Annotated in this window: 17 protein-coding genes; 16 read left to right on the top strand and 1 reads right to left on the bottom strand. The window is 31.3% G+C overall.

Annotated features, from left to right (window positions below):
* Positions 1-16: 16 nt before the first annotated feature.
* The 16 genes from MSM_RS08415 to MSM_RS08485 all read left to right on the top strand — a co-directional run bounded on the left by MSM_RS08415 (position 17) and on the right by MSM_RS08485 (position 26,567).
* A complete protein-coding gene (locus MSM_RS08415; protein ID WP_011954692.1) occupies positions 17-451 on the top strand; it encodes a hypothetical protein in 435 nt (144 codons plus the stop codon).
* Positions 438-671 carry a hypothetical protein gene (locus tag MSM_RS08420; protein ID WP_011954693.1) on the top strand — a complete coding sequence of 78 codons (234 nt, stop codon included), beginning with the start codon at positions 438-440 and terminating at the stop codon, positions 669-671. The genes MSM_RS08415 and MSM_RS08420 overlap by 14 nt, the downstream gene beginning before the upstream one ends.
* The gene (locus MSM_RS08425; protein ID WP_011954694.1) at positions 671-5,152 is read left to right on the top strand and encodes a phage tail protein; all 4,482 of its coding nucleotides are present in this window, start codon (positions 671-673) and stop codon (positions 5,150-5,152) included. Before MSM_RS08420 ends, MSM_RS08425 begins: the two co-directional genes overlap by 1 nt.
* A gap of 6 nt (positions 5,153-5,158) precedes the next feature.
* Positions 5,159-5,896: a hypothetical protein gene (locus MSM_RS08430; RefSeq protein ID WP_011954695.1), complete on the top strand. Its 738-nt coding sequence runs from the start codon at positions 5,159-5,161 to the stop codon at positions 5,894-5,896.
* Positions 5,897-5,921: 25 nt separating this feature from the next.
* Positions 5,922-8,744, top strand: a complete 2,823-nt coding sequence (locus MSM_RS08435; RefSeq protein ID WP_233144506.1) for a phage tail family protein — start codon at positions 5,922-5,924, stop codon at positions 8,742-8,744.
* 5 nt (positions 8,745-8,749) lie between these two features.
* Positions 8,750-11,293 (top strand): hypothetical protein, encoded by a 2,544-nt coding sequence (locus tag MSM_RS08440; RefSeq protein ID WP_011954697.1) that lies wholly within the window; start codon positions 8,750-8,752, stop codon positions 11,291-11,293.
* Positions 11,290-12,939 (top strand): phage tail fiber repeat family protein, encoded by a 1,650-nt coding sequence (locus tag MSM_RS09265; RefSeq protein WP_011954698.1) that lies wholly within the window; start codon positions 11,290-11,292, stop codon positions 12,937-12,939. The genes MSM_RS08440 and MSM_RS09265 overlap by 4 nt, the downstream gene beginning before the upstream one ends.
* Before the next feature lie 26 nt (positions 12,940-12,965).
* Positions 12,966-13,559, top strand: a complete 594-nt coding sequence (locus MSM_RS09410) for a collagen-like triple helix repeat-containing protein (protein WP_048058649.1) — start codon at positions 12,966-12,968, stop codon at positions 13,557-13,559.
* A gap of 25 nt (positions 13,560-13,584) precedes the next feature.
* Complete coding sequence (locus MSM_RS09270; RefSeq protein WP_011954700.1) at positions 13,585-13,737, top strand: hypothetical protein; 153 nt, start codon at positions 13,585-13,587, stop codon at positions 13,735-13,737.
* Positions 13,730-14,548 carry a PeiW-related protein (phage psiM100) gene (locus tag MSM_RS08455; RefSeq protein WP_011954701.1) on the top strand — a complete coding sequence of 273 codons (819 nt, stop codon included), beginning with the start codon at positions 13,730-13,732 and terminating at the stop codon, positions 14,546-14,548. The genes MSM_RS09270 and MSM_RS08455 overlap by 8 nt, the downstream gene beginning before the upstream one ends.
* A 471-nt stretch (positions 14,549-15,019) precedes the next feature.
* Complete coding sequence (locus MSM_RS08460) at positions 15,020-15,361, top strand: hypothetical protein (protein WP_011954702.1); 342 nt, start codon at positions 15,020-15,022, stop codon at positions 15,359-15,361.
* A gap of 204 nt (positions 15,362-15,565) precedes the next feature.
* Positions 15,566-16,447 (top strand): pyridoxal 5'-phosphate synthase lyase subunit PdxS, encoded by an 882-nt coding sequence (pdxS, locus tag MSM_RS08465; RefSeq protein ID WP_004033648.1) that lies wholly within the window; start codon positions 15,566-15,568, stop codon positions 16,445-16,447.
* Between the two features lie 22 nt (positions 16,448-16,469).
* Positions 16,470-17,315, top strand: a complete 846-nt coding sequence (locus MSM_RS08470) for a PfkB family carbohydrate kinase (protein WP_011954703.1) — start codon at positions 16,470-16,472, stop codon at positions 17,313-17,315.
* Positions 17,316-17,477: 162 nt separating this feature from the next.
* Positions 17,478-24,155 carry a DUF3320 domain-containing protein gene (locus MSM_RS08475; RefSeq protein WP_011954704.1) on the top strand — a complete coding sequence of 2,226 codons (6,678 nt, stop codon included), beginning with the start codon at positions 17,478-17,480 and terminating at the stop codon, positions 24,153-24,155.
* A gap of 9 nt (positions 24,156-24,164) precedes the next feature.
* Positions 24,165-25,916: an excinuclease ABC subunit UvrC gene (gene uvrC, locus MSM_RS08480; protein WP_011954705.1), complete on the top strand. Its 1,752-nt coding sequence runs from the start codon at positions 24,165-24,167 to the stop codon at positions 25,914-25,916.
* A 57-nt stretch (positions 25,917-25,973) separates the two neighbouring features.
* Positions 25,974-26,567, top strand: coding sequence for a zinc-ribbon domain-containing protein (locus tag MSM_RS08485; protein WP_019262096.1), 594 nt, complete (start codon positions 25,974-25,976; stop codon positions 26,565-26,567).
* On the opposite strand, the gene MSM_RS08490 is transcribed toward MSM_RS08485, so the two are convergent.
* The gene (locus tag MSM_RS08490; RefSeq protein WP_004035186.1) at positions 26,564-26,863 is read right to left on the bottom strand and encodes a hypothetical protein; all 300 of its coding nucleotides are present in this window, start codon (positions 26,861-26,863) and stop codon (positions 26,564-26,566) included. The genes MSM_RS08485 and MSM_RS08490 overlap by 4 nt on opposite strands.
* Positions 26,864-26,930 lie beyond the last annotated feature (67 nt).

Here is a 26,930-nt window from a genome sequence, read left to right on the forward strand (position 1 = left end):
TAAAAATGTGATATTTATGCTTACAAAAGAAATGATCATCGGCGGAATCAAAAACACAAAAATAATCGAACTACCAATGTACGATAATGAAGTAGCAATAAGAGAAATAAGCGACCTTGAATACAACCAATTCACATCAGCATACCGTGATGTAGGAAACTTCGACATGATTTCCACCATCAAAGCAAAACAAACCAGCCTTGCAGAAGACACCACAAAATTCAAAACCAGTCTCGCAGCAATGGAAAAAAAGAAATATGATGCAAAAATGAACCTTGCATTAAAAGTATTAGACAATGCAGACAATCCTGATAAATTCACCAAAAAAGACCTTGAACAATTAAAAGCAGGAACATTAGACTTAATTGTAAATGAAGCATTAATTTTCAGTGGTTTAGATAACCTTAAATCAATGGATAATAATATAGCAGAATTTCGTGAAGAAGAATGAAAACATAGCTATTGAAGTAGTAACTCTTCAAGACATCGGTTATATGTTAGCAGAAAACCAAGCAGATTTAACTATTAGGCAGAAATTATTCTTGAATCATGCAGTACCCTTAGTTCGTGATAAACAGGATAAACAATCTTCAGGTACAAATCATGCTTCACATTCTCTAAAAGACCGTGTCAGAAGAAAAAAACAAGAAATTAGCAGAGGAATAGAATAATGAGCAATAATATTGTAAAGTTAATAATTGAACTGGAAAACCGTGTTAAAGCTCAATTAAAAGAGATACAAGCACAAATGGAGCAAGTTCAAAAAGCAGCACAACAAGCTCAAAATGCAATGCGACAATTTGATTCCTCAAGTATGGATAAAGCCAAAAACTCTGCTAATCAGTTAGATAAAGAATTAACTGAAGTTACAAATCGCACTAATTCTACAAAAACAGCATTAAATTCAATCAATCCCAATACAATTAATCAATTATCTAATTCTGCAAAACTATTAACCACTTCAATGGATACATCGATGAATAGTGCATATAGACTTAACACTTCAATCAACACAATTAATTCAGGTAATTTACTCACAGCATCATCTAGTGCTACAAGATTATCTTCCTCGATGAATAGTTCAAATAATAGTACCAGATTATTATCTTCAAGTTTAAAACAAGCTTCATCCAGTGCACTTAGTTTAAGCAGTGGAATAAATAGTATAACTGGATACACATTAACAGCAACTTCATCAAGTGCAGCACAATTAGACATGGCATTAGATCGAGCTAGAACAAGTGCACATTCAACAGATGCAGCCTTAGATTCAATTGATGGTTCGGGATTCAGTAGAACAACAGCATCAGCAGAACTACTAAAAGCAATATTATTAGTTTTAATTGGTATACTTCAACAAGTAAATTCATTGCTAAACTTCCATACTACTGGTTTAGATAATGTTACAAGAGATGCAAGAGAAGCACAATTAGCTTTAGAAGGTTTAAGAACAAGTTCACAAAAAACAGGAACTGGTTTCGGAGGACTTGAAAACGGAGCTAAAACTGCAGGTGGAGGTCTTGGATTTCTTAGAACAGCAGCAAGTATGACTGTAGGAATGATTGGTTTTGACCTTGTAAACAGTATGGTTCAAGGAGCAAGAGAATCAATAAATGCAGCTGCAAGTTTTGAAAGATTCGGTCAAAGATTAGGAATGACTGAAGGAGAACTACAACAATTCCATGGGGCTGTTGACAAAATGCAAGATAGCTTCAGAAAAGTAGATATGAATGCAGTAGGTGCAGCCGCATTAGAAATGGGAGTGAAATTAAAACTTCCTAAAGCTTCAATGGATGAACTTACTAAAACAACTGCAGTAATGAGTTCAGCTTTCGTAAAAGAAGGAAGAACACAAGAAGATGCAATACTTGCAGTATCAGATGCAATGGATGGCCAATTCAGAAGACTGCAGGAAATAGGCATATCTCAAGACATGCTCATGAAAAATGGATGGGATGGAGATATAAATAATAAAACTGGATTACTCCAAGCAATGAACAAAACACTTAGCGATATGGGTTTTGAACAGTCCGCACAAGAAATTGTAACATTAGATGATGCTTGGGCAGCATTAACAGTAACTGGAAGCAAATTAATACAATCTATCCTTGTCCCAATAACTCCCATAATTATAACAGTTGTTGAAATGATTACTTGGATGGTTGAAGCATTACAATCAGCATGGTCAAGCATGCCCGATTGGGCTAAAGCAGCAGTAACTATTGGTGTACTTTCAACAGCTTTAGTTGGGTTGGGTATTGTAATTCTTGGTTCAGTAATTCCCGCAATAGCTGCTAGTGCGACTAGTTTTGTAACTTATATTGCTGGAGCATTAGGTGTTGAAATAGCAAATATGGGTTTGGCGGCTAGTTTTTTAGCAGTTGCAGGAGCAATTTTATCAAATCCATTAACATGGGTTGTTGTGGCATTAGTTGCAATAGCAGTAGCAATATATGAAGTAGGTAAAGCTTTTGGTTGGTGGAAAGATGTAGGAACCATGCTCGAAGCCATAAAGAATAATATTGGTAGATTATGGGATGCATTCATAAATCATCCTGATGTAAAAGCAACTATCAAAGCAATTCAAGATGCATGGTCTGATTTGAATGAATCTCTCAAACCAGTTGTAGATTGGTTGAAAGGAATATGGGATGAAATATTCCCAGAAAGTGCAAAAGGTAAAGTTGATGGAACAAGAGCAGTTATCGATGCAATAGGAGCAGTATTTGAAAGTTTCAAAGTTAGAGTTCAACTTGCAATAGACATACTCACCATAATATGGGATGTTTTCAATGGAATTGCATCATTCTTATTAAGTGTATTTGGTCCAGCATGGCAACTTGTACTTGATATTGTAACTCCATTATTCAATTTATTCATGCAACTGGCAACAATTTTTAGCCAGTTAATTACTGGTCAAATAAGTCTTCAACAAGCAATTGCTTGGGCTTGGGCAGCTATTCAATCAACAATCAGCACAATATTATCAAATGTGATTAATCGTGTTGTTAGTTGGGCTCAGTCAATGTGGAATAATGCAGTTAATACTGGTAGAAACTTCCTTACAGGAGTAGTTCAATTTATCCGACAATTGCCAGATAAAATAAAAATGTATCTTTTAGCAGTTGCTGTAAGAGTAATAACTGCAGGAGCACAATGGGTAAGTAATGCTAAAACAAAAGCATCACAAGTAGTATCTGGAGTAATGTCCTGGATAAAGCAATTACCTCAAAAAGTATACCAGGAATTCCTAAACATAGGCTCAAGAATACTATCTGCAGGTTCACAATTAGTTGAAAATGCAAAGCAAATCGGTAAAAAAATTGTAGACGGAATGCTTTCCGCAATGGGAATACATTCACCAGGAATAATCCAAGAAAAAGTAGTACTAGAATTCTTTAACATGCTACAAAGAGTTAAAGACAAAGGAAAATCAGCATATGAAGCAGGTAAAAATGTTGGAAAAAACATTGTAAATGGATTCAATACTGCTGATGTTGAAAATGCATTAAATAATATTTCAACAACTATCACAACTCCAGTAACAACAAACACTGAAGTTGAAACAGATAGTGCAAATGTTGATTTAAGCAATAATAATTCAGGTACAGAAGAAACTGGAGACCAATATAATGGTCTTGTTGAAGAAGTATCATTAGCTAGTGAAAGCATCACTGCAAGCAACAATATGATCGGAACAAGCTTTTCAACATTAACTGCAGGAATAGCATTAAATGCAGGAGCTATTCAAATGAGAGTTGCAGGAGTAGTAACAAGCTTCCAAACAACACGTAATGGAGTAACCACTGCATTAACAAGCATGAGTAATTCAAATACTCAAGCATGGAACAATATTAAATCAACAACAACCCAGAACTTAAATCAAGTACGTAACTCCACAATAGATGTAACAAATAAAATGACTAATGCATGGGGAGTAATGAAAGACAATATTGTTTCAGCTGCAGGAAGCATACAAACACAATCATACAATAAATTCAGCAGCCTTCATAGAAGTATTGCAAGTTTCTATAATCAATTAGCCAATGCACATTTCAGTAGTGGACTGCCTGCAGGCCCAGCAACTAATTCAACAAGAGGATTAATTGGAGGCAGAACATTACCTGGTGGAAGCATTAACTTTGGAAAATCCACAAAAGGCACAATAGCAAGTTATGCTGCTGGAGGATTAGGACAAGGAAAAGGCAGAGTAATTGACACTAATTCTAAAGTAAAACATCCTCAAAACAATAAAAGCAAATCATGGTTAAATCTTTTAGATTATAATTTACCAACAAGCGTAATTAATGATTTGGCAAGAGTTAATGGTTGTGTTAATCCAAATACTTGTTTTGCAGGAATTCCTGATACTAATGTGAATAAAATAATGAATACTGCATACAAATGGAGGATAGCAGACCCATGGTTCCTTGGAATTCAAATACCTTCAGATTATCATGTGGAAGATTTCCGTGATGGAAAACAACCGCAATTAAATCCTGGAAACTTTGAAAATCTTCTAAGAAAAATCTTAACTGCAAGAGGATTCCAAAACCCTGGAACTTATGAATTTTATTATAATTCAAGATATAGTAATCAGCAAGTTTGGGATCAAGTAAGATGCAACTGTTTTGATGGTGCAGAAATGATAATTGAAATAGCATCTATGTTGGGATTATCAGGACACATGATTCATGGATCATGGAATGGAATAGGCCATGTAGCAGCTATGGTTAATGGTCAAATATATGATATGACACAATTCCAAAAACGTGGAGGAATATTCCGCGGAGGTTCTGGAGTTAGTTTTGGTTCAGCAAGTCCTGGAGGAAGTTCTAAAGATGTATTCGGAATCATTACAGATGGAATATATAATATTATTGATTTAATGAAAACAAATCAAAATGCATACTTCCAGAATATTGAACATAATAGGAATAATACTACTGCTGATAATTTAGTGTCTTATACATCTGATGATGTGCATTTAACAATAGATCATAATCTTAATGTTACTGTTGAAGGAGAAGATATTGATGAAAAATCAATAATCACAACTTTAAAAGAAGTGATAACTGATTCCAAATTAATTGACCGCATTGCTGAAGCTTTAATTAAAAGAGACAATCGTATTAAAAGAATGAGAGGTTAAAAGATAATGGAAACTATAAAAATTAATCCTGAAGAATGTGAAATCTTCGGTAATATCATAAGTAACAAACATGGATATCTGGAAGATAAAAACGATTTTGAATCACATAAATGTATGGTTTCATTAAATAATGTAAAACCTGATGAATGGGAATCTTACAATGTATATTCATTTAAATTAAGTAAAGATGTTTCATTAACTAACAGATTTAGTGAAGATATTCAATATTGTATGGAATCTAGTTTATCTAGTTTGTTTGTTTGTGAACATTTTGATTTTAATTTCAACCCATATAGTGATTTTTTTGAAGTTGTTCCTTTTAGAAATGGTTATACTTTGAAAGTTAAAGAAACATATCTCTCGGAGAATGTTGATTTAACTTCTCCTTTTTTTCTTTTAATCCATCAGAACAATCAAGGAGTACACATACCTGATGATGCTTCCAGTATTGTGTTTTCATCTAATTATGATGCAAAAAACACTATTGAAAGCATACTTGTTGGGTTTGTATTTTTCGATAAAGATGGTAAATTAATTGAAAATCAGGAAATTATGGATATTGCTAATGAAGGTATGGGTAATAAAGGAAGATGTGCTATTAAAACATCAAAAATACCTGCTGGTGCTAAATATGTGAGTGTTGAATTTGCTTTTCCTGATGGGGTAAGTAAAGGAGATTACATTAGCTTTCAATTAAACTGTTTATTGTTTAATTCAGAGTATGATGGTTTTATTAAAAATTAAAAAAAATGATGGAGGGATTATTAAATTGCCTAGTATTTTAAGATATCCTAGTAAAGTTCAAAATATAGAAGGAAACAACATACCTTATCGTTCATGTGATCATATTGAAAATATTACAAATGATTTAAATACTGTGGGACATTGGGGTTATGCAGATCCTGGAGCAAAATATAAAAATGCGATTGCTGGAAGAAATGGTTCAAGAAAACATCCATCAACCATACGTGGATATGATTTTAAATATGATGGATTAATTCCAGATTCAGCTAAAGTAACGAGTATAATAGTACAATATTCATATAGAAAATTAGCATACTCTGCACAGATAAGTCAAACTGCACATGGAAGTTTTTCAAATCCAGAAATCATATTAAGTAGTTTAAACCTGTCAAAAACAGGTAATGCCCCACCTAGAAATAATTTTGGAGAATATGAAGTTCAATTTAATAATTTGAATCTAAAAGGAAAAGACATTAACACTCCAAATTTTGATGTTAAATTTGATTTACCACAAAATACATCTACAAACCCATGTTACATTGAAATGAAATACTTAAGAGTAATTGTAGTGTATACAACTGGAAATTATATTCCAAGCATTAGCATTGAACCAAATATTGTTAGTTACGGTGAAAAAGTAGCTGTAAAATGCACAATGGTTGAAACCAGTGGAACAAAACCTTCAGAAGAAATATCGGCAAACATAAAGATAATCACAAATGGAGACTGTGAAATCACATATGATTCACCATATTATGACTGGACCACAGGCATATGGAGACAAGCAACAACAAATGGTAAAGCAGAATTAATATTCTATGTAACTCCAACATCTGAAGGATTGTTTACAATCACACTTGATGAAAACAATAGTGGCCATTCAACAAAAACAACATTTGTAGTAGAAAAACCCCAATTGGAAGTATGGGATTTCTATGCAAATAACAAAGAAATTGAAATTAGTACAGATACAGTTACAGATTTAACATACTTAAACATAACTTTAAAAACTGATGCTCCATTAGATTTAACACTAAATCTGAATTTTGGAGGATTAACTGTAAAAGAACCTGTTCCAGGATTATCAAATAATATTTTACAAATTTCAAAATCACAATGGCAAAAAGATGATAGTGGAAACATTGTTTTTGATACAAATATTCCTTTATACTCTAAAAGTAGTGGAGAGCATAATATTGAAATGACCAGTCCATTATTATTAGGTGTTTTCACAGATAAAGTGAAAGTAAACATTCCTGATTCATATAAATCCTATTATTCAATATTGAATTTATCAGAATTCACATTATCAAACCTTGAACATGGTGAAACTTATGTTTTCTCAGCATTAGGAAGACTGTTAAATGCTTCTAAAATTGAAAAAGGTTTGAAAAACTTAAGAGTTTGTGTTGTAAATGGAACAACAAATTCATACACCAATCAAATCAGTGTTAAGGACATATGGGAAGAGTTATCCTGTGAGTTTACATATGATGCAAGTAAACCAATCTATCTAATTTTTTATGGGAATTTCATAGATTTTGACTATGGAACTGTAGAATTTGGTAATTTATCTTTAATACTTAAAGAAAGATATGCAGGTTATGAATATCCAGTATTGGCTTTATCTCCAAAAAGATATTTGTTAGGTGATGTAGGCAGCACTGCAAATTTATTACTTGAACCTCCAGAGTTAGCTTTATCTACAAAACATTTCTTTGAAGGTTTCAACTGGCAAGGATTAGAAAACAATAATGTACTGATTCATGGAATAGAAATAACTGGAGACATAAGTGTTGAAGAATCAATTAATCTAATTTGTGGTGTTGGAACATTAGATGATGATGAATTAGATTACTATTTAGACAGCATAAACATCACTAGAAATGACACTAACTTTAAATTCGGTGGAAAATTCCATAATTTCGGCATTCCATTTCCAGAAATCAACACAATATTAAATGATTTAAGGTTTTTCTTACAAATTGATGATGCATTTGACAATGTCACTCAAGTCCAAGTCGAAATGAAAAATGTGCAAATCACAGTATATTATTCAAAAAATAGTGGAGAAGACTGCGATTTCTATATTAATGGTGTTAGTTGCAAATATTTCCTTATAAGTATGAGTCCTGAAACAGAAATACCTCGTGGAGCTAATTTTGATACAGAAAAATATAAAATTGAAGGAGCAGATGGGAAATACCCTATAAGAGTCAATGTTGATGATAAAAAAATCAAATTAAAATTCAGAGTTTACGGAGATGATTTTGAAGAATCAACAGAAATCATGAAATATGTAAGTGACTACCTGTATCCTGAAAGAGACACATTAGATTCACCAATTCTAAAAAGTATTAGTTTCTTTTTCGCACCTGAAGAATGTTTTGATTACTATATAGAAGATTCAATTGATGCAGAAGCAATGGTTGGAGGTTATGATTGTGAAGTGAACTTAATAATCCCTAGTGGTTTAAGTAGAAATATTAACCCATTAAGAAAAAGTTTCGCAGGAACAATAACCACAATTGGAAAAGTAAAACCAGACATTATTTTGTATAAATTAAGTGAAGATGAATCAACAAGCATACAAATAATTGAATCAGAATCTGGACAACTAATGAAACTTGAAGGAGAGTTTATAACAAACTTACCTGAAACAACAAAGATTAAAATTGATTGTGAAAATAGAAATGTATTCTATGAAAAATATAGTGAATGGTTCAAGATAGATCCTAATTGTATTAGTGTAGATTCTAGTTTTTTCATATTGGATCATCATTTTAATTTTGAAAACAGTATCAATTGTAAAGTGACTGATGTAATTTACTATGAAAAAGGAGGATAAAAAGTATGGTTGTTGTTTTAGATAATCAAGAAAATATTCTTCAATTTTTAGATACTGAATTATCAGAAATACATATTACTGATGAATATCAAGGATATGAAACATTAAAACTATCACATAAACTTACAAATGTTAAAAGAGACAAGCAATTATTCAAACAAGGAAACAAAATCTTTGTTGATAATTGTTTGTTTGTTATTAATAGTGAATGCACCTTTGATTATATAGACAAATCTATTGATGTAGATGCAGAAGAAATAATTGTAGAATTAAACAATTGTAAACCATTCTATATCCGAGATCCCAATTATGCTTCACATGTAAATGGAAATACAATCATTATCAGTAAATTATTCCTAAACAAATTACTGAAAGGATTTTTCAATGTTACAAAAACAGATATTGACAGTATTGATTATAGTAAAAGATTAATCAATGTTCAAGGCTCAATAACAAAATACAACTTATTAAAAGCTATTGAAAAACAATCAGGATTAGTATTTAAAACAAATTATTCTTTAAAAAATAATAACATTATAAAAGAAATACAATTACTAAAACCTGCAAATTATGGAGTAACACACAATAAAATTGTAGAAAGTGTTGTAATTGGAGAAAATACTAATGAATTATCATATAGTAGTGATGAAACCAAAAATGCATTAGGTATAATGCCAGTAATTTCTTCAGAAAATACTGATGAAGTAGATTATTCAAAAATACTTAGACAATTTTACAATCTTGACGTAAACAATAATATTCCACCAACATTATTTGAATATGATTTTTACATACAAGACATTATTGATTGTGCTGAAAAACTATTAGTACTTCTTGATGTTCAAAAATACTTCCCAAACAAGTTTGAAATATCACATAGTGAAATATATGAAGATTCATCAAAAAACAAAGTCTACAATGTTAAAATAGGCATGGGACAAATGATACTTCTACTTGCAGAAGCAATAATCAACACTGAAGACAATAACTCTGAAAACATTTCACTTAAAATTGTAGATTGTGCAGATTTACCATCACACAGCCATATTGACTGCATCATAAAACAGGATGAAATAATACAATTAGCAAGAATAATCAAATCGTACTGCATAACTCAAACAAAAGCACCAAACAGCTTATCAATTACAGGTGGAAGACTAAGCTTCCAATATTTGATATATGTTCTTGCAAAATATTTAACAACAAAAAAAGATGTTTTCTTTAATTCTAATGAACTAAAAATAATAGACACTGTTTCTTTAACATTTGTACAAGAAAATATTCACTATATAAAAGATTATGAAAACTACGAATACATGCCATTCATGTACACACAAAATACAACCTCTTCAAATAAAATCCCAACCATTACACCACGTCAAATCCCAGGATGTACTATTTTAGATGTTGAAAAATATATCAGCGAATCATACCCTATTCTCAAAATTAAAAAAATAAAAGGAGCATCCACACTAGGAATTGAAATAACTAATCAGGGAATAGCAGATGATGATCCCAATACTTCAATGATATATTTCCAACAACCGAATCTAATTCAGGATGAAAGCGAAATAACTATTGACTACAAAAATAAGTCAATAAAATTCATGAAATATGTTGAAAAAGAAGTAGAAAAACAGGTAACTGAAAATGTCACAACAGGAGATCCCAACACAATAACCGTAAACATGATGCCATCATGTGGCTGTTGTGCAGGAACAGCATATAAAAGATACACAAAAACCTGGAAAAACTACTGCCCAAACTGTGGCAAAACTGGAACATTAACCGACAATCCTAAAAAAGTGTACGAAGGCGAAATAACTTGCAGCATGAAAAAAGGAGGATGTGACGCAGATTACTGCGGATACTGTGGAGGAGACAAATGGGGTCATGGTAAATGTAAAAAAGTTAAATTAACTCCTGGAGAAGCAGAAACAACAACCACTGCAACAAAAACAGTCAAAGAAAAAGTAGGAGAATATAAAGAAATAACTGCAGAATATACTGGTGATGAAAGTGATTCAAAACAAAATATAGTAAATGTAATCACAAAACAATCAAAATTCAACTACTGGTACGGCAACGTAACTTTCAAACTAAAAGGATGTGATTTTGTATCATTAACATGTGATACAACAAAACTTTTTGAATTTTCAAGATTCCCCTATGTAAAACCAAGAGGAGAATTATATATTCATGCTTTACCAACACTTGTAGATTTCAATTATCTCACAGTATGTGATTGTAATCCAAAATTAGAACCATTTGAAACTAGCGAACAATCAGTAGAAGAAGTATTGATTGGGTGCTGGCAAAAATTAAACGGTTCGGGAGATAACACAAAATGGTTAGAGAAAAATGAAAGCATAAAAGTAGACCTTGTAGAAACACCAGGACACAATTATAATGTAGGGGATTTTGTATATGTAAGATTCCCAGATTCAGAGGTGTTCAAAGCACAAATAACAGAAATAAGTTATAATCCTTATCTAAATGGTGATAAAGAGATTAAAATAGGTAATGTTAAACGAGAGAGTGTAATATGACTAAACTAACTGAAAATGAAAGAAAAGCATTAAATAATGCATGTGCAAGATTAAGAGAAACAAACCTAGGCACAAAAATAGGAAACATTGAAGATTTCCTAGACATCGACATATTAAAGACAGATGCCAATACAGTAAGTAAAGCCATTGATGAATTGTTCGACAAATGGGCAAACCCATTATTAAATATTACAGTACCTCCACCAGGTTTTTTCACTTTAGCAGGAGATGCTGAAGGAAATCTATGGTGTTATTGTAATGATGAAACCAACCCTCCAATATTTGAACATGATGAAACTACTGGTGATTTATATTTAAATATAGCTAGTGAAGATGGAGCAAATAGTTATCAGGTACATGTTGGCAATTATATTGCTGTTAAACATTTAAATGATTATTATAAGAAAACAGAAATTGATTCAAAATTAGGTGGAAAATCAAATGTTGGACATAATCATGATGAAAGGTATTATACTGAAACTGAAATAGATGCGAAAGTAAATAATATTAATTCTCAGATAAATTCATTAATTGGTTTTACAGCAACAATAGTAAATTCATTACCATCTACAGGGGAAGTTGGAGTAATGTATTTAAAATTAAATACTTCAGCTTCTGTTGAGGGTAATATTTATGATGAGTATATTTGGGTTAATAATAAATTTGAAAAAATTGGTTCAACTGAAACAACAGTTGACTTATCAGGGTATGTTACACAAACAGAAATGAATACTCAATTAGCAAATAAAGCAAATGTTAACCACAGCCATACAAGTGATAGTATAGACCTTGATCAGGATAGTGATGATGGCATGTGGGTGTATGAATATGGAATTAATAGACAGTCAAGTGTAAATGGTTTTGTTTATGATCATGACAAAAAATTGGAAAATATTGATGATGGTGCTAATAAAACAGTTGTTGATTCATCATTAAGTAGTTCTTCTATTAATCCTGTACAGAATAAAATCGTGACTAATGCGTTGAACGGTAAAGCTAACAATAGTCACAGTCACAGTATCAGCAATATTACTGATCTTCAATCAAGCTTGGATGGTAAAACCAATATTAATACAAGAGATTTTAGTTTCTTTTTATCTGATGTTATATTGCCTGAAGGAAGCAGTATTGCAGATAAAAGTATTACTCACTCACATGTTCACGATACCATACAAATACCCTACAAGCAGAGCACTCAAGAAGGGTATCGTACAGATACTTTTAATCTTGAAAACTTTGACTTATTTTTATCATGGAGTCCTAACAGCTTAGGAACTAACTCTAATATACAATTTATCTTATTGAACCCAGAAACAAACGAAAAAATAAGTGTAGTATGCACCCCTCAGCAAGGCCGTACATGGGTTGATATAGTTTGTGATGGTGGAACAAATAGAACTTACGACCAAAAGGGCACATATGGGAATGTTGCAGGAAAATATTTTGGTTTAATTTTCAAAGTAAGACATGATAAGTTAAGTTATGTATTATGTGATGATTCTCAAACAATTAACACAGCCAATAAGAGTCGAGGAGCAGAAATTAATCCTAATAGGTGGAGATTAATTACAAAAGCAGGTGCATGGAGTAGCGGTACAAGTATGAGTTATAATGTGTCTGGTGTGAAAATGAAAATAGGAGTATAATTAAATAAATGAAGAGGTTTTTTTTAATGGTTAAAAAAATATTACTGGGGAATTTCAAAGGCCCTAAAGGCAATACTGGACCAACAGGACCAACAGGTCCTAAAGGTGATAAAGGAAGTAAAGGTGATACTGGACCTGCAGGAAAAGATGGTAAAGATGGAAACATTGAAACACCCACCACTATTTTAAATAAATTAAAAGAAGTGGATGGAGCAGGTTCAGGTTTAAATGCAGATTTGGTGGATGATGAACATTCTGAAACATTTGCAAGACAAGAAATATTAGAAACCACAATGGATGATTTAAAAAACACTAGATTAGTAATGGGTCGCTTATCAGACCTTGCTGGAGAAGATGGAGTTAAACTAGAATTAAATTATGGAAATTCTGTTTACGGTAAAATTATTTCTTCCAATCCTGAAATTAACACAGGGGAAAATGTGGTAATTAATTTTATTGTAAATGGTGTTTCTTATGAAAGAACAACTGATGCTAATGGTAGAGCAATACTGCCGATTAGATTAGACCCTGGAAGTTATATGTTGGAAGGTATTGTAAAAAGAGGAGCTGCTGGAGAGAATCCTCGTTTAGAACAAACAAGATTACTGATTGTACATTAAAAATTGATAGGAGGATTATTTTGGAATGATTAGTGAAGAATGTGAAAAATGTGCATTTTATGATCCTTGTGATAAAGAGGTTCCTTGTTGTTTTGAAGATGCAATAATAAAATGCAGTATTTTAAAGGAATATTTAGATGATTTAAAATTTAAAAAGGAGATGAAAATAAATGGTTAATGAACATATTAGTTTTACAAAATACACTTATTTGATGAATAGAATTGCTTATTGGTTAGTGAATAATAATAAAAAGTTTAATACAAGACAAGTGTATAGTTACATGAATCGTGTAGCTGATTATGGCACAATTATAAAAGCAATTAAAGAGAGAGGTACGAATTATCAACAAGACAGTCTTATTGCAGAGTTTGTTGAATGTGCAATATTTGATAATAAAGATTTAAGTTTCCTCCCAAATTATGTGTCTGATACTGATGGAACAAAGTATTATAAGAATTGTTATGTTAGTATGGCTAATCGTGTATCAGCTTATGAAGTATTAAATGGTGTTAGTCCAGCTATTGTTTATCTTGAAGACCCACATGGCAACGGAACAACCAGCGACACCACAGACATCACATTAAAAAGGTTCACCGACAAATTTGGTGGTGTAACAGATATAGACTCTTGCTTGAACAAAATCCGAGGAAGAGGATATGGATATTATTATAACTCCAAATATAATACTCAGGAAACTATTAATAAGATATATAATAAGCAAGGAGTTAATTGTACTGATTCAAGTCAATTATTTTACCGTTTAGGACTTGCATTAGGTTATAATGTACAATTCATTCATGTACGATGTAGAAGTGGGACTGGGCATGTAAGGCTCAGATTGAAACATTCTAAGTATACTGGGGGTTCTTGGATTTATCGTGACCCTGCAGCAGTTTTAGATGGAAACAGTGTTTCAAGTAATTGGTGTATGAATGGTACGATTTTAGCGTATGATCCAGCTTGGATTTTCTCAGATTTGTATCAATAAGATTGTTGTTTTATCAACAATTCTTTTATTTTTTTATAAAAATAAGTAGTAAAAAATAGAAACCTTTATATAGTATAGTAACCAATATAATAATAGAACTACAAGGAGGTGAAAAACATTGATAAAAATGACATATATTTTCTAATAAATATGGTTATGGGGATAATATCAATAATATTATCCCTAATGGGGGATTAAAATTAATCCCTCTTTAAAATAATTTATAATAAATTATATGTCATTACTAATATTTAAATAAAAGGGATGGGGAATTATGATAACCACAGTATTAACATTAATTCAAATAATTTTAATAATACTTGCAGTAGTATTATTATATTCAATGAAAAATGAAGAAAACAGGACACGAAACGCAATAATGCTTATAATAAATATTATAGTCATCATTATAATCCATTTAATATAAAGACTATAATTTTTTTATTATTTTTTTAAAGGAGGAATTAAATAATGGAAAGAAGTACTATAAAACTTGAAGTAAATTTAATTAACAAGATAAAAGAAATACAGGAAATCAACGGATACAAATCAGTTAATGAAACAGTAAAACATTTATTACCTGATGGAACATCAACACCTGAAGAATACATACAAGAACAACCAGCATTCACACTAATAAACAAAAAAACAGTTTTAAATGTATCATGGAATGAATTAAAACAATCGGAAGTAGGCACACAATGGAGTAATGGGGAAAAAGCAACATTAATCTATAAAGATAACCTTGGAGCATTAATCAGATTTGAAGATGAATACGGAGAAATTTATCTTAATTACTTCCATTTTTTATAAACGCAGTACGAGGATAAGGGTTTAATTTTGGGGGATAAAATTTAAAACCTATTTTTGATATAATATTTTAATAGATTAGAATGTTTTAAGTATGTTATAATTAACTCGTTGTAGACACGACTGTTGAATTTAGGTAAACAATTATAAGTTATGAAAAATATAGTAAGTGTTATATTTTTATAAATTATTTATGGAGAATATTTCATGGAAAAAGGAACTGATGTTTTAAAAGAAGGCTTCGCTAAAATGACAAAAGGTGGAGTTATTATGGATGTTGTCAATGCAGAACAAGCAGGAATTGCAGAAGATGCTGGTGCAGTAGCTGTTATGGCTTTAGAAAAAGTACCTGCAGATATTCGTGCAGCTGGTGGGGTAGCTAGGATGGCTGATCCTACTATTGTTGAAGAAGTTGTAGATGCAGTTTCAATTCCTGTTATGGCTAAAGCTAGGATAGGTCATATTGCAGAGGCACAAATTTTAGAAACATTAGGTGTAGATATGATTGATGAAAGTGAAGTACTTACACCTGCTGATGAAGAATATCATTTAAACAAAAAAGAATTCACTATTCCTTTTGTATGTGGTGCACGTAACTTGGGGGAAGCTTTAAGGAGAATTGATGAAGGTGCTGCAATGATTCGTACCAAAGGTGAACCTGGTACAGGAAATATTGTTGAAGCAGTTCGTCATATGAGAATGGTTTTAGGAGAAATCAGAACTATTCAAGGTTTAGATGAAGAGGAATTATGGAAATACGCAAGAAAAATAGAAGCTCCAATTGACCTTGTTAAAGAAACCGCACAACTCGGTAAATTACCAGTAGTTAACTTTGCAGCTGGAGGTATTGCTACTCCTGCAGATGCTTCTTTAATGATGCAATTAGGTTCTGACGGTATTTTTGTAGGTTCTGGAATCTTCAAATCCAATAATCCTGAAGCATTTGCTAAAGCTATTGTTGAAGCAACTGCAAATTATGATAAACCTGAAGTATTAGCTGAAGTTTCAAAAGGACTTGGAGAAGCTATGAAAGGTTTAGAAATGTCTACATTATCTGAAGCTGACAGAATGCAAGACAGAGGAATTTAACTTCCTTATTTTTACTTTTTTTATGACAATTGTGGTTATTGGTCCACTAGCACAAGACCAGATTATTACTCCAAATTCAAAAACATATGCTGCCGGAGGAGCTAGCTATTTTCAATCATTTGTTTTTGAAGAATTCAACATAGATTATGTTGCAGTTGCAAACTTCAATAATCTGGATTTAATTAGGGATTTTCCAAATTTAGGTAATTTAATTCCTATTGTTGGCGATGATACTCATTATTTTATTAATGAATATCCTGAAAACGATAATTTGGACATCCGGAAACAATACAGCAATTTTGCAAACATTCCAATTTTAAAAGACCAGTTGGAGTTTGTTTTTGATGATATTTTAGAAATTGATGCATTTGTTTTAAATCCGTTAAATAGGAATGATTTTCCTGTTGAAACGATTGATTATTTAAAAACTTTCAATGTGCCGATTTATCTATCCATGCAGGGTTTTTTACGCATTCCTGATGAGAAAATTGATGATAAAAATTATTCAATTAAATTAGAAAAACCTGATAATTTGGATGATATTTTAAATGGAATTACAGCTATATTTTTAGATGAATCTGAATCTAAACTTGTATTTGATGATGATAATTACAGCAGATATGGCATTGATGAAATTGTAATTACAAATGCAAGTGAAGGTTCCAGAATTATTTGTGGTAATGAAATTAAAATTGAAGCCTTTGAAGTTGAGGATATAGCAGATTCAACAGGCTGTGGAGACACATATATGGCAGCTTATATTATAAAGAGATTGCTTTTAGATTCACCAGAAGAAGCAGGAGAATTCGCTTCATTAATAGCTAGTGAAAAATTAATGTCATTCGGACCATACAAATCTTTAATATAACTTTAATTTAGTTATACTATGATTATGGATATTTATAAGAATATTACTCGTTTTTTTAAGCTTTTATTTAAATTTCATTTAATTAGAAAACTTTATTAATTAATGAAAAAATAATGATATATGATTTCTGAATTTTTTTAGTTTATATAATAAAGGGGCAATATGTTAAATAATTCATCAGATAAAATTAAAAAGGAGTTTGAAAACTTACGTAATGAGCTTTTAGATTTAACTTTAAGAAATCAGCTTCTTAATTTTAAAACCAGAGCCAGAACAATTACTATTTCAAACCAATCACCAATTAACATTTACCAGACATTGGTTCTGCAAAATAATAAAATGTATTTTGTAGCTAATAAAAAAGAGAAAAAAGAGGAAAAATCCGGATTTTCAATTTGGGATCATGCTCCATTTGATCTTTCAAGGTTTACTGATGGAGATAAAACATTATCTACAGATTTGACTCCTAATGAGCTTCAAAAAAGATTGTTTTATATTAATAACCAAGCTAAAACAATGTTGCAGGAACAGGGTTACAATATTCTTTATTTGGCTGTTGGATTTTTGGAATGGAGAGATAATACCAAACCAAAACAGGTAAATCATGCTCCATTAGTTCTTATTCCAGTTGCAATGGAACGTAAAAAGGTAGGCAAATCCTTTAATTTAGAGTGGACAGGAGAAGACATTCAAACAAATATCTCTATTAAAGCTAAATTAAAAGAAAATGGTATTGATTTTCCGGATTTTGAATTTAAAAAATATGGTGAAGCTATTGACCATTATTTAAGAGAAGTTAGGGATTCTGTTAGAGGAATGGGTGAATGGAAAGTTAATACTAATATAGCTTTAGGTTTCTTCAGTTTTACTAAATTTGTAATGTACAATGATTTAAATCCGGAAGCATGGGAAAATAATGTGGATTTAACTAAAAATGAACTGATACAGGCTATATTTAATCCAAGTGTTAATGATAAGAAAGCATTTAAAGAGGAAGACATTGATTCTCAGTTGGAATACTCTAAAATGTATCAGGTTTTAGATGCTGATTCTTCACAGATTGCAGCTATCCAGGATGTTAAAGCAGGAAGGAATCTGGTTGTAGAGGGACCTCCTGGAACAGGTAAATCTCAAACAATTGTAAATTTAATAGCTGAGCTTCTTGCTGAGGGAAAGTCCGTTTTGTTTGTCAGTGAAAAAATGGCTGCATTAGATGTGGTAAAAGACAGACTGACAGGTGTCGGATTAGGCAAGTTTATATTGGAACTGCATTCACACAAAACAAGGCGTAAAAAATTTCTGAAGGATTTGGAAAAAGCTACAACAGTAAGGTCTCAGGAGCCAATAAATATAGATCAGACAATAAGAAAACTTGAAACATTAAGACAGCAGCTTGATGATTATGCAGAAATTATTCATAAGCCTTTATATGGAGTTCAATTATCAGCATTTCAGTTATATGGTTTAAAAGAAGCTGCTGATGAGCATTTTTCAAGAAGTGACCGTATAATTCCATTGGTCAGGTTTGATCATCCTGAAACTTTAACTTTAAAGGATTTGGATGATATTACCATATCTTTGGAAAACTTGGCTGAACTGTATCAAACAATTTCTAAGGAAAATCCGTGGAGTAAATGTGCTCCAAAAAGTTTGCTTCCTGCAGATTTAAGGGAAATTGAACAATTGATTAATGATACATTACATGCTTTAGATGACTTTTTAGTTGAAAGGGGAAGAGTTTATGATATTTATGGGATTAAAAAACCGGAAACACTTAATGAATTTGAAAAGTCTCTTTCAGCATTTGATATAATCAGTTCTAAAAATTCTGAATTAATTGATGGGGATATATTAAAATCCGGAGCCTGGAATAATAACAATGATGATGCTTATAGATTAATAAATGAATTGGAAAAATATCAAAAAGTAGCCAAATCATTAGATAGGTTTAATTCAAGCATATTTTCTGCAGACATTGACAGATTAATTGGCGAAGTTCGGGAAAGCACCCATAAGAAATTATCCAGATTATTTGGTAATAAACCTCATATTGAACTGGTTGAAAGATATTATAATGTTCCAGTTCCTAAATCTCCTGAAGATGTTTTATTTGATTTGGAACAGGCAAAACAAGTAATAGCTATTAAAAAGCAATTGGATGCAAATGAGTCATTAGCTCGCAAATATTATGGTGATTACTGGCATTTAGGTGCAAATGTCAATGATTTAAAAGAAATAACAAAGTGGATGAATGAATTTATATCTTTAACACGTGATGGAATCTTTTCACAAAATACTATTGATATTTTATCTAATGATATGTTCAGCATAAATCCTAAGGAAGATTTAACTGAATATATTGAATCAGGAAATTTATTTGAAAGTGAACTTAAAAAATTAGAATCCAAATTAAATCCTAGAAGTAAACTAATCTTTAAAAGAGATACTGGTGATGTTGCTTTTGAGAGATGGCAGGAACAGCTATATAATTGGAGAGGACAGTTATCCAGTCTTCACTTATGGTCTCAGTATTTAAATACTAAAAATGCTTGCAGAGGAACTGACTCTGAGCAGTTTATTGATTCAATTGAAAGAAGAGACATTAAAAAAGATGATGTTAAAGCATTGGTTCAAGGAAACTTTGCAGATTCATTACTGAATATTTTATTTGTTGAAAATCAGGAACTGGCTACATTTATCGGAGAATTGCATGAAAACAGAATAAAAGAGTTTGAAGATTTGGATAAAAAAATATTGTCCCTAAACCGCAAAAGAATTTTCCAAAAATTAAATAATAATATTCCACAAATATTTGGAGCTACTGAAAACCCAGAAGCTAAAATACTTGCTGGAGAATTTACAAGAAAAAGCGGGCACCTGCCAGTTAGAAAATTATTGGAAAAAGCAGGAGGAATAATTAAAAAGATAAAACCATGTTTCATGATGAGTCCTTTATCTGTTGCACAGTATCTTGACCCTACAAATGAAGAATTGCAGTTTGATGTTGTTATTTTTGATGAGGCAAGTCAGGTTAAACCTGAAGATGCATTAGGTGCATTTATGAGAGGTAAAACAGCAGTTGTAATGGGAGATACTCAGCAATTGCCTCCAACATCTTTCTTTGATCAAATGGCAACTGGTGAAAGCGAAGAGGAAGTGGCTACTTCATTGGATATGGAAAGTATCCTCCATTTATGTAAACTGTCATTCCCTGTTAAAATGCTAAAATGGCATTATAGGAGCCGTCATGAATCTTTAATTTCTGTTTCAAACAAGGAATTCTATAATAATGAGCTGTTGGTATATCCTTCTCCATCTCATGATGATCCTGAACTGGGATTAAAATTACATTATAATCCGAATACTGTATATGATAGAGGTTCATCATCTGCAAACCATTTGGAAGCTCGTGATGTTGTAAAAGAAATTTTCAATCATTTTGACAAATATGGGGATACTAAAAGTTTAGGTGTCGGAACATTTTCTGTTGCTCAAAAAAATGCAATTCTTGAAGAATTGGAAATTGAACGTAAAAAGCGTCCTGAATTGGAACCATTATTCTCAGAAAATAAGGATGAACGTTTCTTTGTTAAAAACCTTGAAACAATACAGGGGGATGAAAGGGATGTTATCCTAATAAGTGTAGGATATGGTTATGACCAAGCAGGAAAAATGTCTCTAAATTTCGGTCCGTTAAATCAGGATGGTGGGGAAAGAAGGTTAAATGTATTAATTACACGTGCAAGGGAAAAATGTGTAGTATTTTCCAACTTCAAGGCTTATGATATGCATTTAACAGCCAATCCGCCATATGGTGTAAAAGCTCTAAAAGAATTCCTGTCATATGCTGAAAACTTGACATTGGGAGCATCACAAATAACTCAGCAATCCAGTGAACCGTTTGAAGATGCAATAGCTAGTTTCCTGGCTGAAAATGGTTACACAGTAGATAAACAAATTGGATGTGCAGGATTTAGAGTGGATTTGGCTATTGTTGATGATGAAAATCCTGGAAAATATATTTTGGGAATTACAACTGATGGAAAAATGTATGCATCAAGTAAAGTAGCTGGAGATAGGGACAGGTTAAGGGAACAAGTCCTAAAAGGTCTTGGTTGGAAACTTTACCATTTATGGTCTACAGACTGGTATAGGAATAGAGACTTAGGGCGTAAAAGATTACTTGAAGCTGTTGAAGTAGCTATTAGGGAAACTCGTGAAGAAGAAAAACGTAAATCAGAAGAAGCTAAAAAACTGGCTGAAAAAAGGAAAAAAGAAGCTGAAAAGTTAGCTGAAGAATTGCGTATTGCAAAACAAAAAGAGCTTGAAGAACAAAAAGAAAATGAAAAATCAACTCCTGATATTGGGGAAGATGAAAATATAGAAGTCATACCTCCTAAAGATGATTTGGACTCTGGTGAAAATAAAACTGATTTCGATAATGTTGATGATTATTTATCTGAAGAAAATGATGATGAATCAGAGTTTAGTGAAGATGTGATTTCTGATATTGATAATGATGAGAATATTGAGGTTGTTTCTTCTAAAGCTGACAGTTCTGAATTTAATGAGAACGCAGTTTCTGATGTTGATGTTGTTTCTCCTGAAGATGACGGTTCTGAATTTAGGGAAAAAATGGATTATGATGATGTTGATGTTGTTTCTCCTGAAAATGGTGAATCAGACTTTAGTGAGGATGTAGTTTCTGATGTTGAAATTATTCCTATTGAAGATGATGGTTCTGAGTTTAGTGAGGATGTAGTTTCTGATGTTGATGTTGTTTCTCCTGAAGATGACGGTTATGAAGTTAATAATGATTCTTTAAAATCTAAAAAAGAAGATTCATTTGAATCTAAAGAAAAAACTTATCAAAAATCTTCAAATAATAAAAATAAATCTATTAAAGACGAAGACAAATCTAAAAAGAAATCTTCTTTATCAAAAGGTTTTGGTATTAGTTCAATTTTCAGATCTAAAAAGAAAAATATGCAGGAAAACACTGGAATGGATGATATTAAATTTAGTAAAAATATTGAACATGAGAATGAATTAAATCTTAAAAAGGATACTGCAGATTCAAAACCCGAAGAAAAAGCGAAAGAGGTAAAAGTTAATGATAAAAACATTGATAATAATGGTATAAAATCTAAAGATGATGAATCAAACACTTCGAAATCTGAAAGTGACATTAAATTAGAAAGCAATTCGGAAGAAATTAAATCTCAATTAAGTTCTGATGAGGAAGCAGATTCTGTAGAATCAAATGATAATAAATCTAAAAACAGTTCTATTAAAAGTATTTTCTTTGATAATGAAAGACTGGAAAACAAAGAACATGGAACAATAGCTAGTGCGATTATTGGCAAATCTAAATTGGAAGAAGAGGAAATTGAAACCGTAGGTGGTGAAATAATGGAGAATGAAAATCCTAAGTTACATAGGCCAACTCCTAAAGATAAATATGTTGTAGAACCTGAAATTGTTGATGAAAATTCACAAGAGGACGAGGAAAAATTATATGAAAATCTGAAATTTAAGTCTAATGTGGATTTGGATGATGAAGATATTCATAATGTAGCTTCTAATATTGTGGCAAATGCTTTTGAAGAAGTAATTTCAGATGTTAATAATGAAAAAGACAATGAAGCAAATATCATTGATGAAGATTATTATCAAGATTATGATGATGAAAATCAATATGCTCAACAAGATGGCAATATTTCACAGGAAACATCAGATACATCTACATCAGTTAATCAAAATGGTTATTATCAGGGAGTAAGTGGCATTACTAATCCTCTTAAAAAGAACAATGTTTACCATAAAACAAATGACAGTAAAAACAAATCTGTTAAAGATTCTCTTGTTGATTTAAAAAACGAAGTAAAATATATTAATAAATCATTAAAAGAAATTGAAAATCCAACACCTGCAGAATATGTAGCTGTAATTGACAGAACTGAAGAGTATGATCCGAATGATTACATAACTCCTGAACATGATGAAGATGAATATGTGTTTTCCCAGGATGAAACAGAAGAATTGACTTTTGCCGAAGCTGAAGAAAAAAGGTATGAACAGGAAAAGTTAATGGAAGCACTTAAAAAAGAAATAGCCAGTGATGAGAATGTTATCATTCCTATTCATGAAGAAAAAAGAAGGCAGCAAATTCAGGATCAGGCTTTGGAGGACATTATTCAAACAGCTAATGAAGACTATGCTGAAATTGAAAAAGAGAGATTTAAAAATAACAATACATTAAAAGCATTTGATGACAAGAAACTTCCGGGAAAAGTTAAACTTAAGGATGAAATTGTAGAGTATAAGCAGGCTGAAGATATTGGTTTAACATCACAGGAAGACCTGTTTAAAAAGTCTAGTAAGGAAGTAGCTAAGTCTATTGATAAAATTGTGGAAGTGGAAGGTCCGGTTCACATCAGTGAAGTTATTAAAAGGGTTAAGGACAGCTGCAATATGAAAAGAGCTGGGGCTAATTTGAAAAAGGCAGTTAATGGAGCTATTAGTGCATCTGAAAATGCAGGAAACATTATTAAAATTGGTGACTTTTTATATGATTCTGCAAGTAATGACGTAAGTATCAGAAAAAGACATAAACCTAATATTGATTTAATTTCTGATGAGGAAATAGCTAAAAATATTGAAAGAATTTTAGTTCATAAACAGTCACTGTCTGCAAAATCCCTGCCGAAAGAAGTTTCAAGGAATTTTGGATTTAAATCAACTTCTAAAAAGACAGCTAATAAAATCAACAGTGTTTTGGATTTGATGATAGCTGATAATAGAGTCAAGTTGGATAATGATATTGTTGAGTTAAAATAGTGTAGAATCATGTCAACAAAAGTTAAATCTCCAGAAAATTTACCTAAAAAACCAGGTGTTTACATAATGAGGGACGCCAATGATGAAATTATCTACATTGGCAAAGCTAAAAATCTTATTAATCGAGTCAGGTCTTATTTTAGAGAAAAACTGGACAGGCCTAAAACTCAAATTTTAATGAGTCATTTTGACAGTTTAGAGTATATTGTAACTAATTCTGAAAAAGAAGCTCTTATATTAGAAGCCACTCTTATTAAAAAACATCGTCCAAGGTATAATGTGCAGCTTAAGGATGATAAGAGATATCCTTATGTCAAAATTACAAATGAGAAATATCCTAGGCTGATTATAACAAGAAACATTACAAAAAACGGAATATATTACGGTCCGTTTACAGATGTAACTTCTGTTAAAAAAACTGTAAAATTCTTAAAATCATTGTTTAAAATTAGGACCTGCAGAAATATGGATGGACCATGTCTGAATTCTCAGATTGATTTATGCTACGCTCCGTGTTCCGGCGAAATTTCAAAAGAGGAGTACGATGAAATAATCAATAAGATTGATTTGTTTTTTCAGGGAAAATATTCTGTTATTGTTAAAAATCTTAAAAAGGAAATGGCTGAAGCAGCTGAAAATGAACAATTTGAAAAAGCAGCTGTTTTAAGAGATCAGATAACTTCCATTGAAGAGATTATGGAAAAACAGTTTGTTGATTTGGTTGATGATGATTTAGACCAGGATGTAATAGCTATTGCTCCTAATGATAATGAAGTTGTAGTTATTATAATGCCTATCAGAAACGGTAAAATTGTTGGACGTGATGACTTTTTAATGAGCGGATCACAGTATGAATCAAATTCTGAAATATTATTTGCATTTATTCAGCAGTATTACGGATTCAATCGCCATATTCCAAAACAGATTCTTTTAAATGAACCTATTGATGATACTGAACTGCTTGAAGAGTGGTTAAGTGATTTAAGGGGCAATAAAGTTTATATTAAAGTGCCTATGAAAGGCGTAAAGCTTAGACTTGTCAACATGGCTCAAAAAAATGCCGAAATTATCAAACATCAGAAGAAAGCTATGGAAAATTCATTAATTGAGCTTAAAAAATATCTGAAGCTTGATAAACTTCCGAGAATTATTGAAGGTTATGATATAAGTAATATTTCAGGTAAATTTGCTGTTGGTTCAAAAGTTTCTTTTAAAGATGCAAAACCAAATAAAAAGAAATATAAACGTTTTAAAATTGAAACTCCAGGACCTAATGATTTTGCTATGATGAAAGAATTGTTAACACGCCGTCTAAAAATGATTGACACAGATGAAGAACCTGATTTGATTGTTATTGACGGAGGTAAAGGTCAGTTAGGTACGGCCTGTGAAGTTTTGGATGAGCTTAATTTAGCCCATATTCCTATTATTGGACTGGCTAAGGAATTTGAAGAAATTTATATTCCTAATTCTAAAAGACCAATTATTATTCCTAAAAATAATAAGGCTTTGCATTTGCTTCAGCAGGTTAGAGATGAATCTCACAGATTTGCAATTACTTATCACAGAAAATTAAGAAGCGATAATATAAGCGAATCCTCATTGGATGATATTCCGGGCATTGGTAAAAAACGTAAAATCAATATTTTAAAGGAATTTGGAACTATGGATAAGGTTAAAAATGCTTCTGTCGAAGAATTGGCTAAAATAAAGGGCATGAATGAGAAAGTAGCCACTAATGTTTATGAATATTATCATTAATCATCTTTATTTGATTTTTTATAAAATTCTATTTTTTTTCAATTAGATTTAAATATGATGAATTTTAATAAGTTTAATACAGTAAAAACAATTTATTGGGAATTAGATACTATGGTTAAGTGTCCAAGATGTGGATATGAAAATAACGATATTTCAGTATATTGTGAAAATTGTACATATCCGATTAAAAATCCACAAACTGCTAATTCAAATAATAAAAAAGACAACGGATGGAATATTAGCACAGGTAAAAAAATAGCTATTGTTTTAGGAATTGTGGTAATAGCTTTATTATTATTTTCATTTATTTATAACTCAACTCAGCCTGATAACAAAAGTTCATTAAATGTTATTTCCGCTGATGAAAAAGTACAGGAAGGTTCCAATTATCCTTATCAGGCACATATAATTTACAATGGAACCTGGTCCGGTAAAGTGGGAGATCCAAATTATATCCGCGAAGTATCAGGTCGTGGAGATGAATCATACAATTTAGACTGCGCACCATGGGACAAAGTAACAATGGTAATTGAAAAATCAGACGGCAGTTCCAATGAACTTAAAATAGAACTTCTTAAAAATGGTAATGTAGTAGCTGAAAACTCAACTACTAGTTCAACCGGCAGTGTGGTTATCAATTATAATTATTAGTTTGAAACTTCATTAACTTTAGCTTCTAACAATTCAATAAGTTCTTCAGTTTTGTATATTCTTATTTCTTCTTTATCTGGTTGGAATATTTTTATAAATGCAATTAAATCATGGCATAACTGATCATATTGTATATTGAATGTATTGAAGTTGGATAATAAAGCAATTACTTTTTCCTGGTTTAAATCATCATTATCCTTTAGTATTCTTTCAATATTTGCAAAATGTGTTTCAATCATTAGTTTGTCATTTTCTAAAGTGTCAATATATTCTTGAATTTTGTTGCTGTTAGTCATTTTAATCACTTATTTTAAAATATATTTAATTAAAATATATATAGCTTCAATTATAAAATTATTTATA

It is taken from the genome of Methanobrevibacter smithii ATCC 35061, from assembly GCF_000016525.1.
In the GTDB taxonomy this organism is placed as follows: Archaea; Methanobacteriota; Methanobacteria; order Methanobacteriales; family Methanobacteriaceae; genus Methanocatella; species Methanocatella smithii.

Bases quoted from the DNA above. Each gene is read 5' to 3' on its own strand.
- MSM_RS08415 (WP_011954692.1), top strand. From the start codon at position 17: ATGCTTACAAAAGAAATGATCATCGGCGGAATCAAAAACACAAAAATA.
- MSM_RS08425 (WP_011954694.1), top strand. From the start codon at position 671: ATGAGCAATAATATTGTAAAGTTAATAATTGAACTGGAAAACCGTGTT.
- MSM_RS08430 (WP_011954695.1), top strand. From the start codon at position 5,159: ATGGAAACTATAAAAATTAATCCTGAAGAATGTGAAATCTTCGGTAAT.
- MSM_RS08440 (WP_011954697.1), top strand. From the start codon at position 8,750: ATGGTTGTTGTTTTAGATAATCAAGAAAATATTCTTCAATTTTTAGAT.
- MSM_RS09265 (WP_011954698.1), top strand. From the start codon at position 11,290: ATGACTAAACTAACTGAAAATGAAAGAAAAGCATTAAATAATGCATGT.
- MSM_RS09410 (WP_048058649.1), top strand. From the start codon at position 12,966: ATGGTTAAAAAAATATTACTGGGGAATTTCAAAGGCCCTAAAGGCAAT.
- MSM_RS09270 (WP_011954700.1), top strand. From the start codon at position 13,585: ATGATTAGTGAAGAATGTGAAAAATGTGCATTTTATGATCCTTGTGAT.
- MSM_RS08455 (WP_011954701.1), top strand. From the start codon at position 13,730: ATGGTTAATGAACATATTAGTTTTACAAAATACACTTATTTGATGAAT.
- MSM_RS08460 (WP_011954702.1), top strand. From the start codon at position 15,020: ATGGAAAGAAGTACTATAAAACTTGAAGTAAATTTAATTAACAAGATA.
- pdxS (WP_004033648.1), top strand. From the start codon at position 15,566: ATGGAAAAAGGAACTGATGTTTTAAAAGAAGGCTTCGCTAAAATGACA.
- MSM_RS08470 (WP_011954703.1), top strand. From the start codon at position 16,470: ATGACAATTGTGGTTATTGGTCCACTAGCACAAGACCAGATTATTACT.
- MSM_RS08475 (WP_011954704.1), top strand. From the start codon at position 17,478: ATGTTAAATAATTCATCAGATAAAATTAAAAAGGAGTTTGAAAACTTA.
- uvrC (WP_011954705.1), top strand. From the start codon at position 24,165: ATGTCAACAAAAGTTAAATCTCCAGAAAATTTACCTAAAAAACCAGGT.
- MSM_RS08485 (WP_019262096.1), top strand. From the start codon at position 25,974: ATGAATTTTAATAAGTTTAATACAGTAAAAACAATTTATTGGGAATTA.
- MSM_RS08490 (WP_004035186.1), bottom strand. From the start codon at position 26,863: ATGACTAACAGCAACAAAATTCAAGAATATATTGACACTTTAGAAAAT.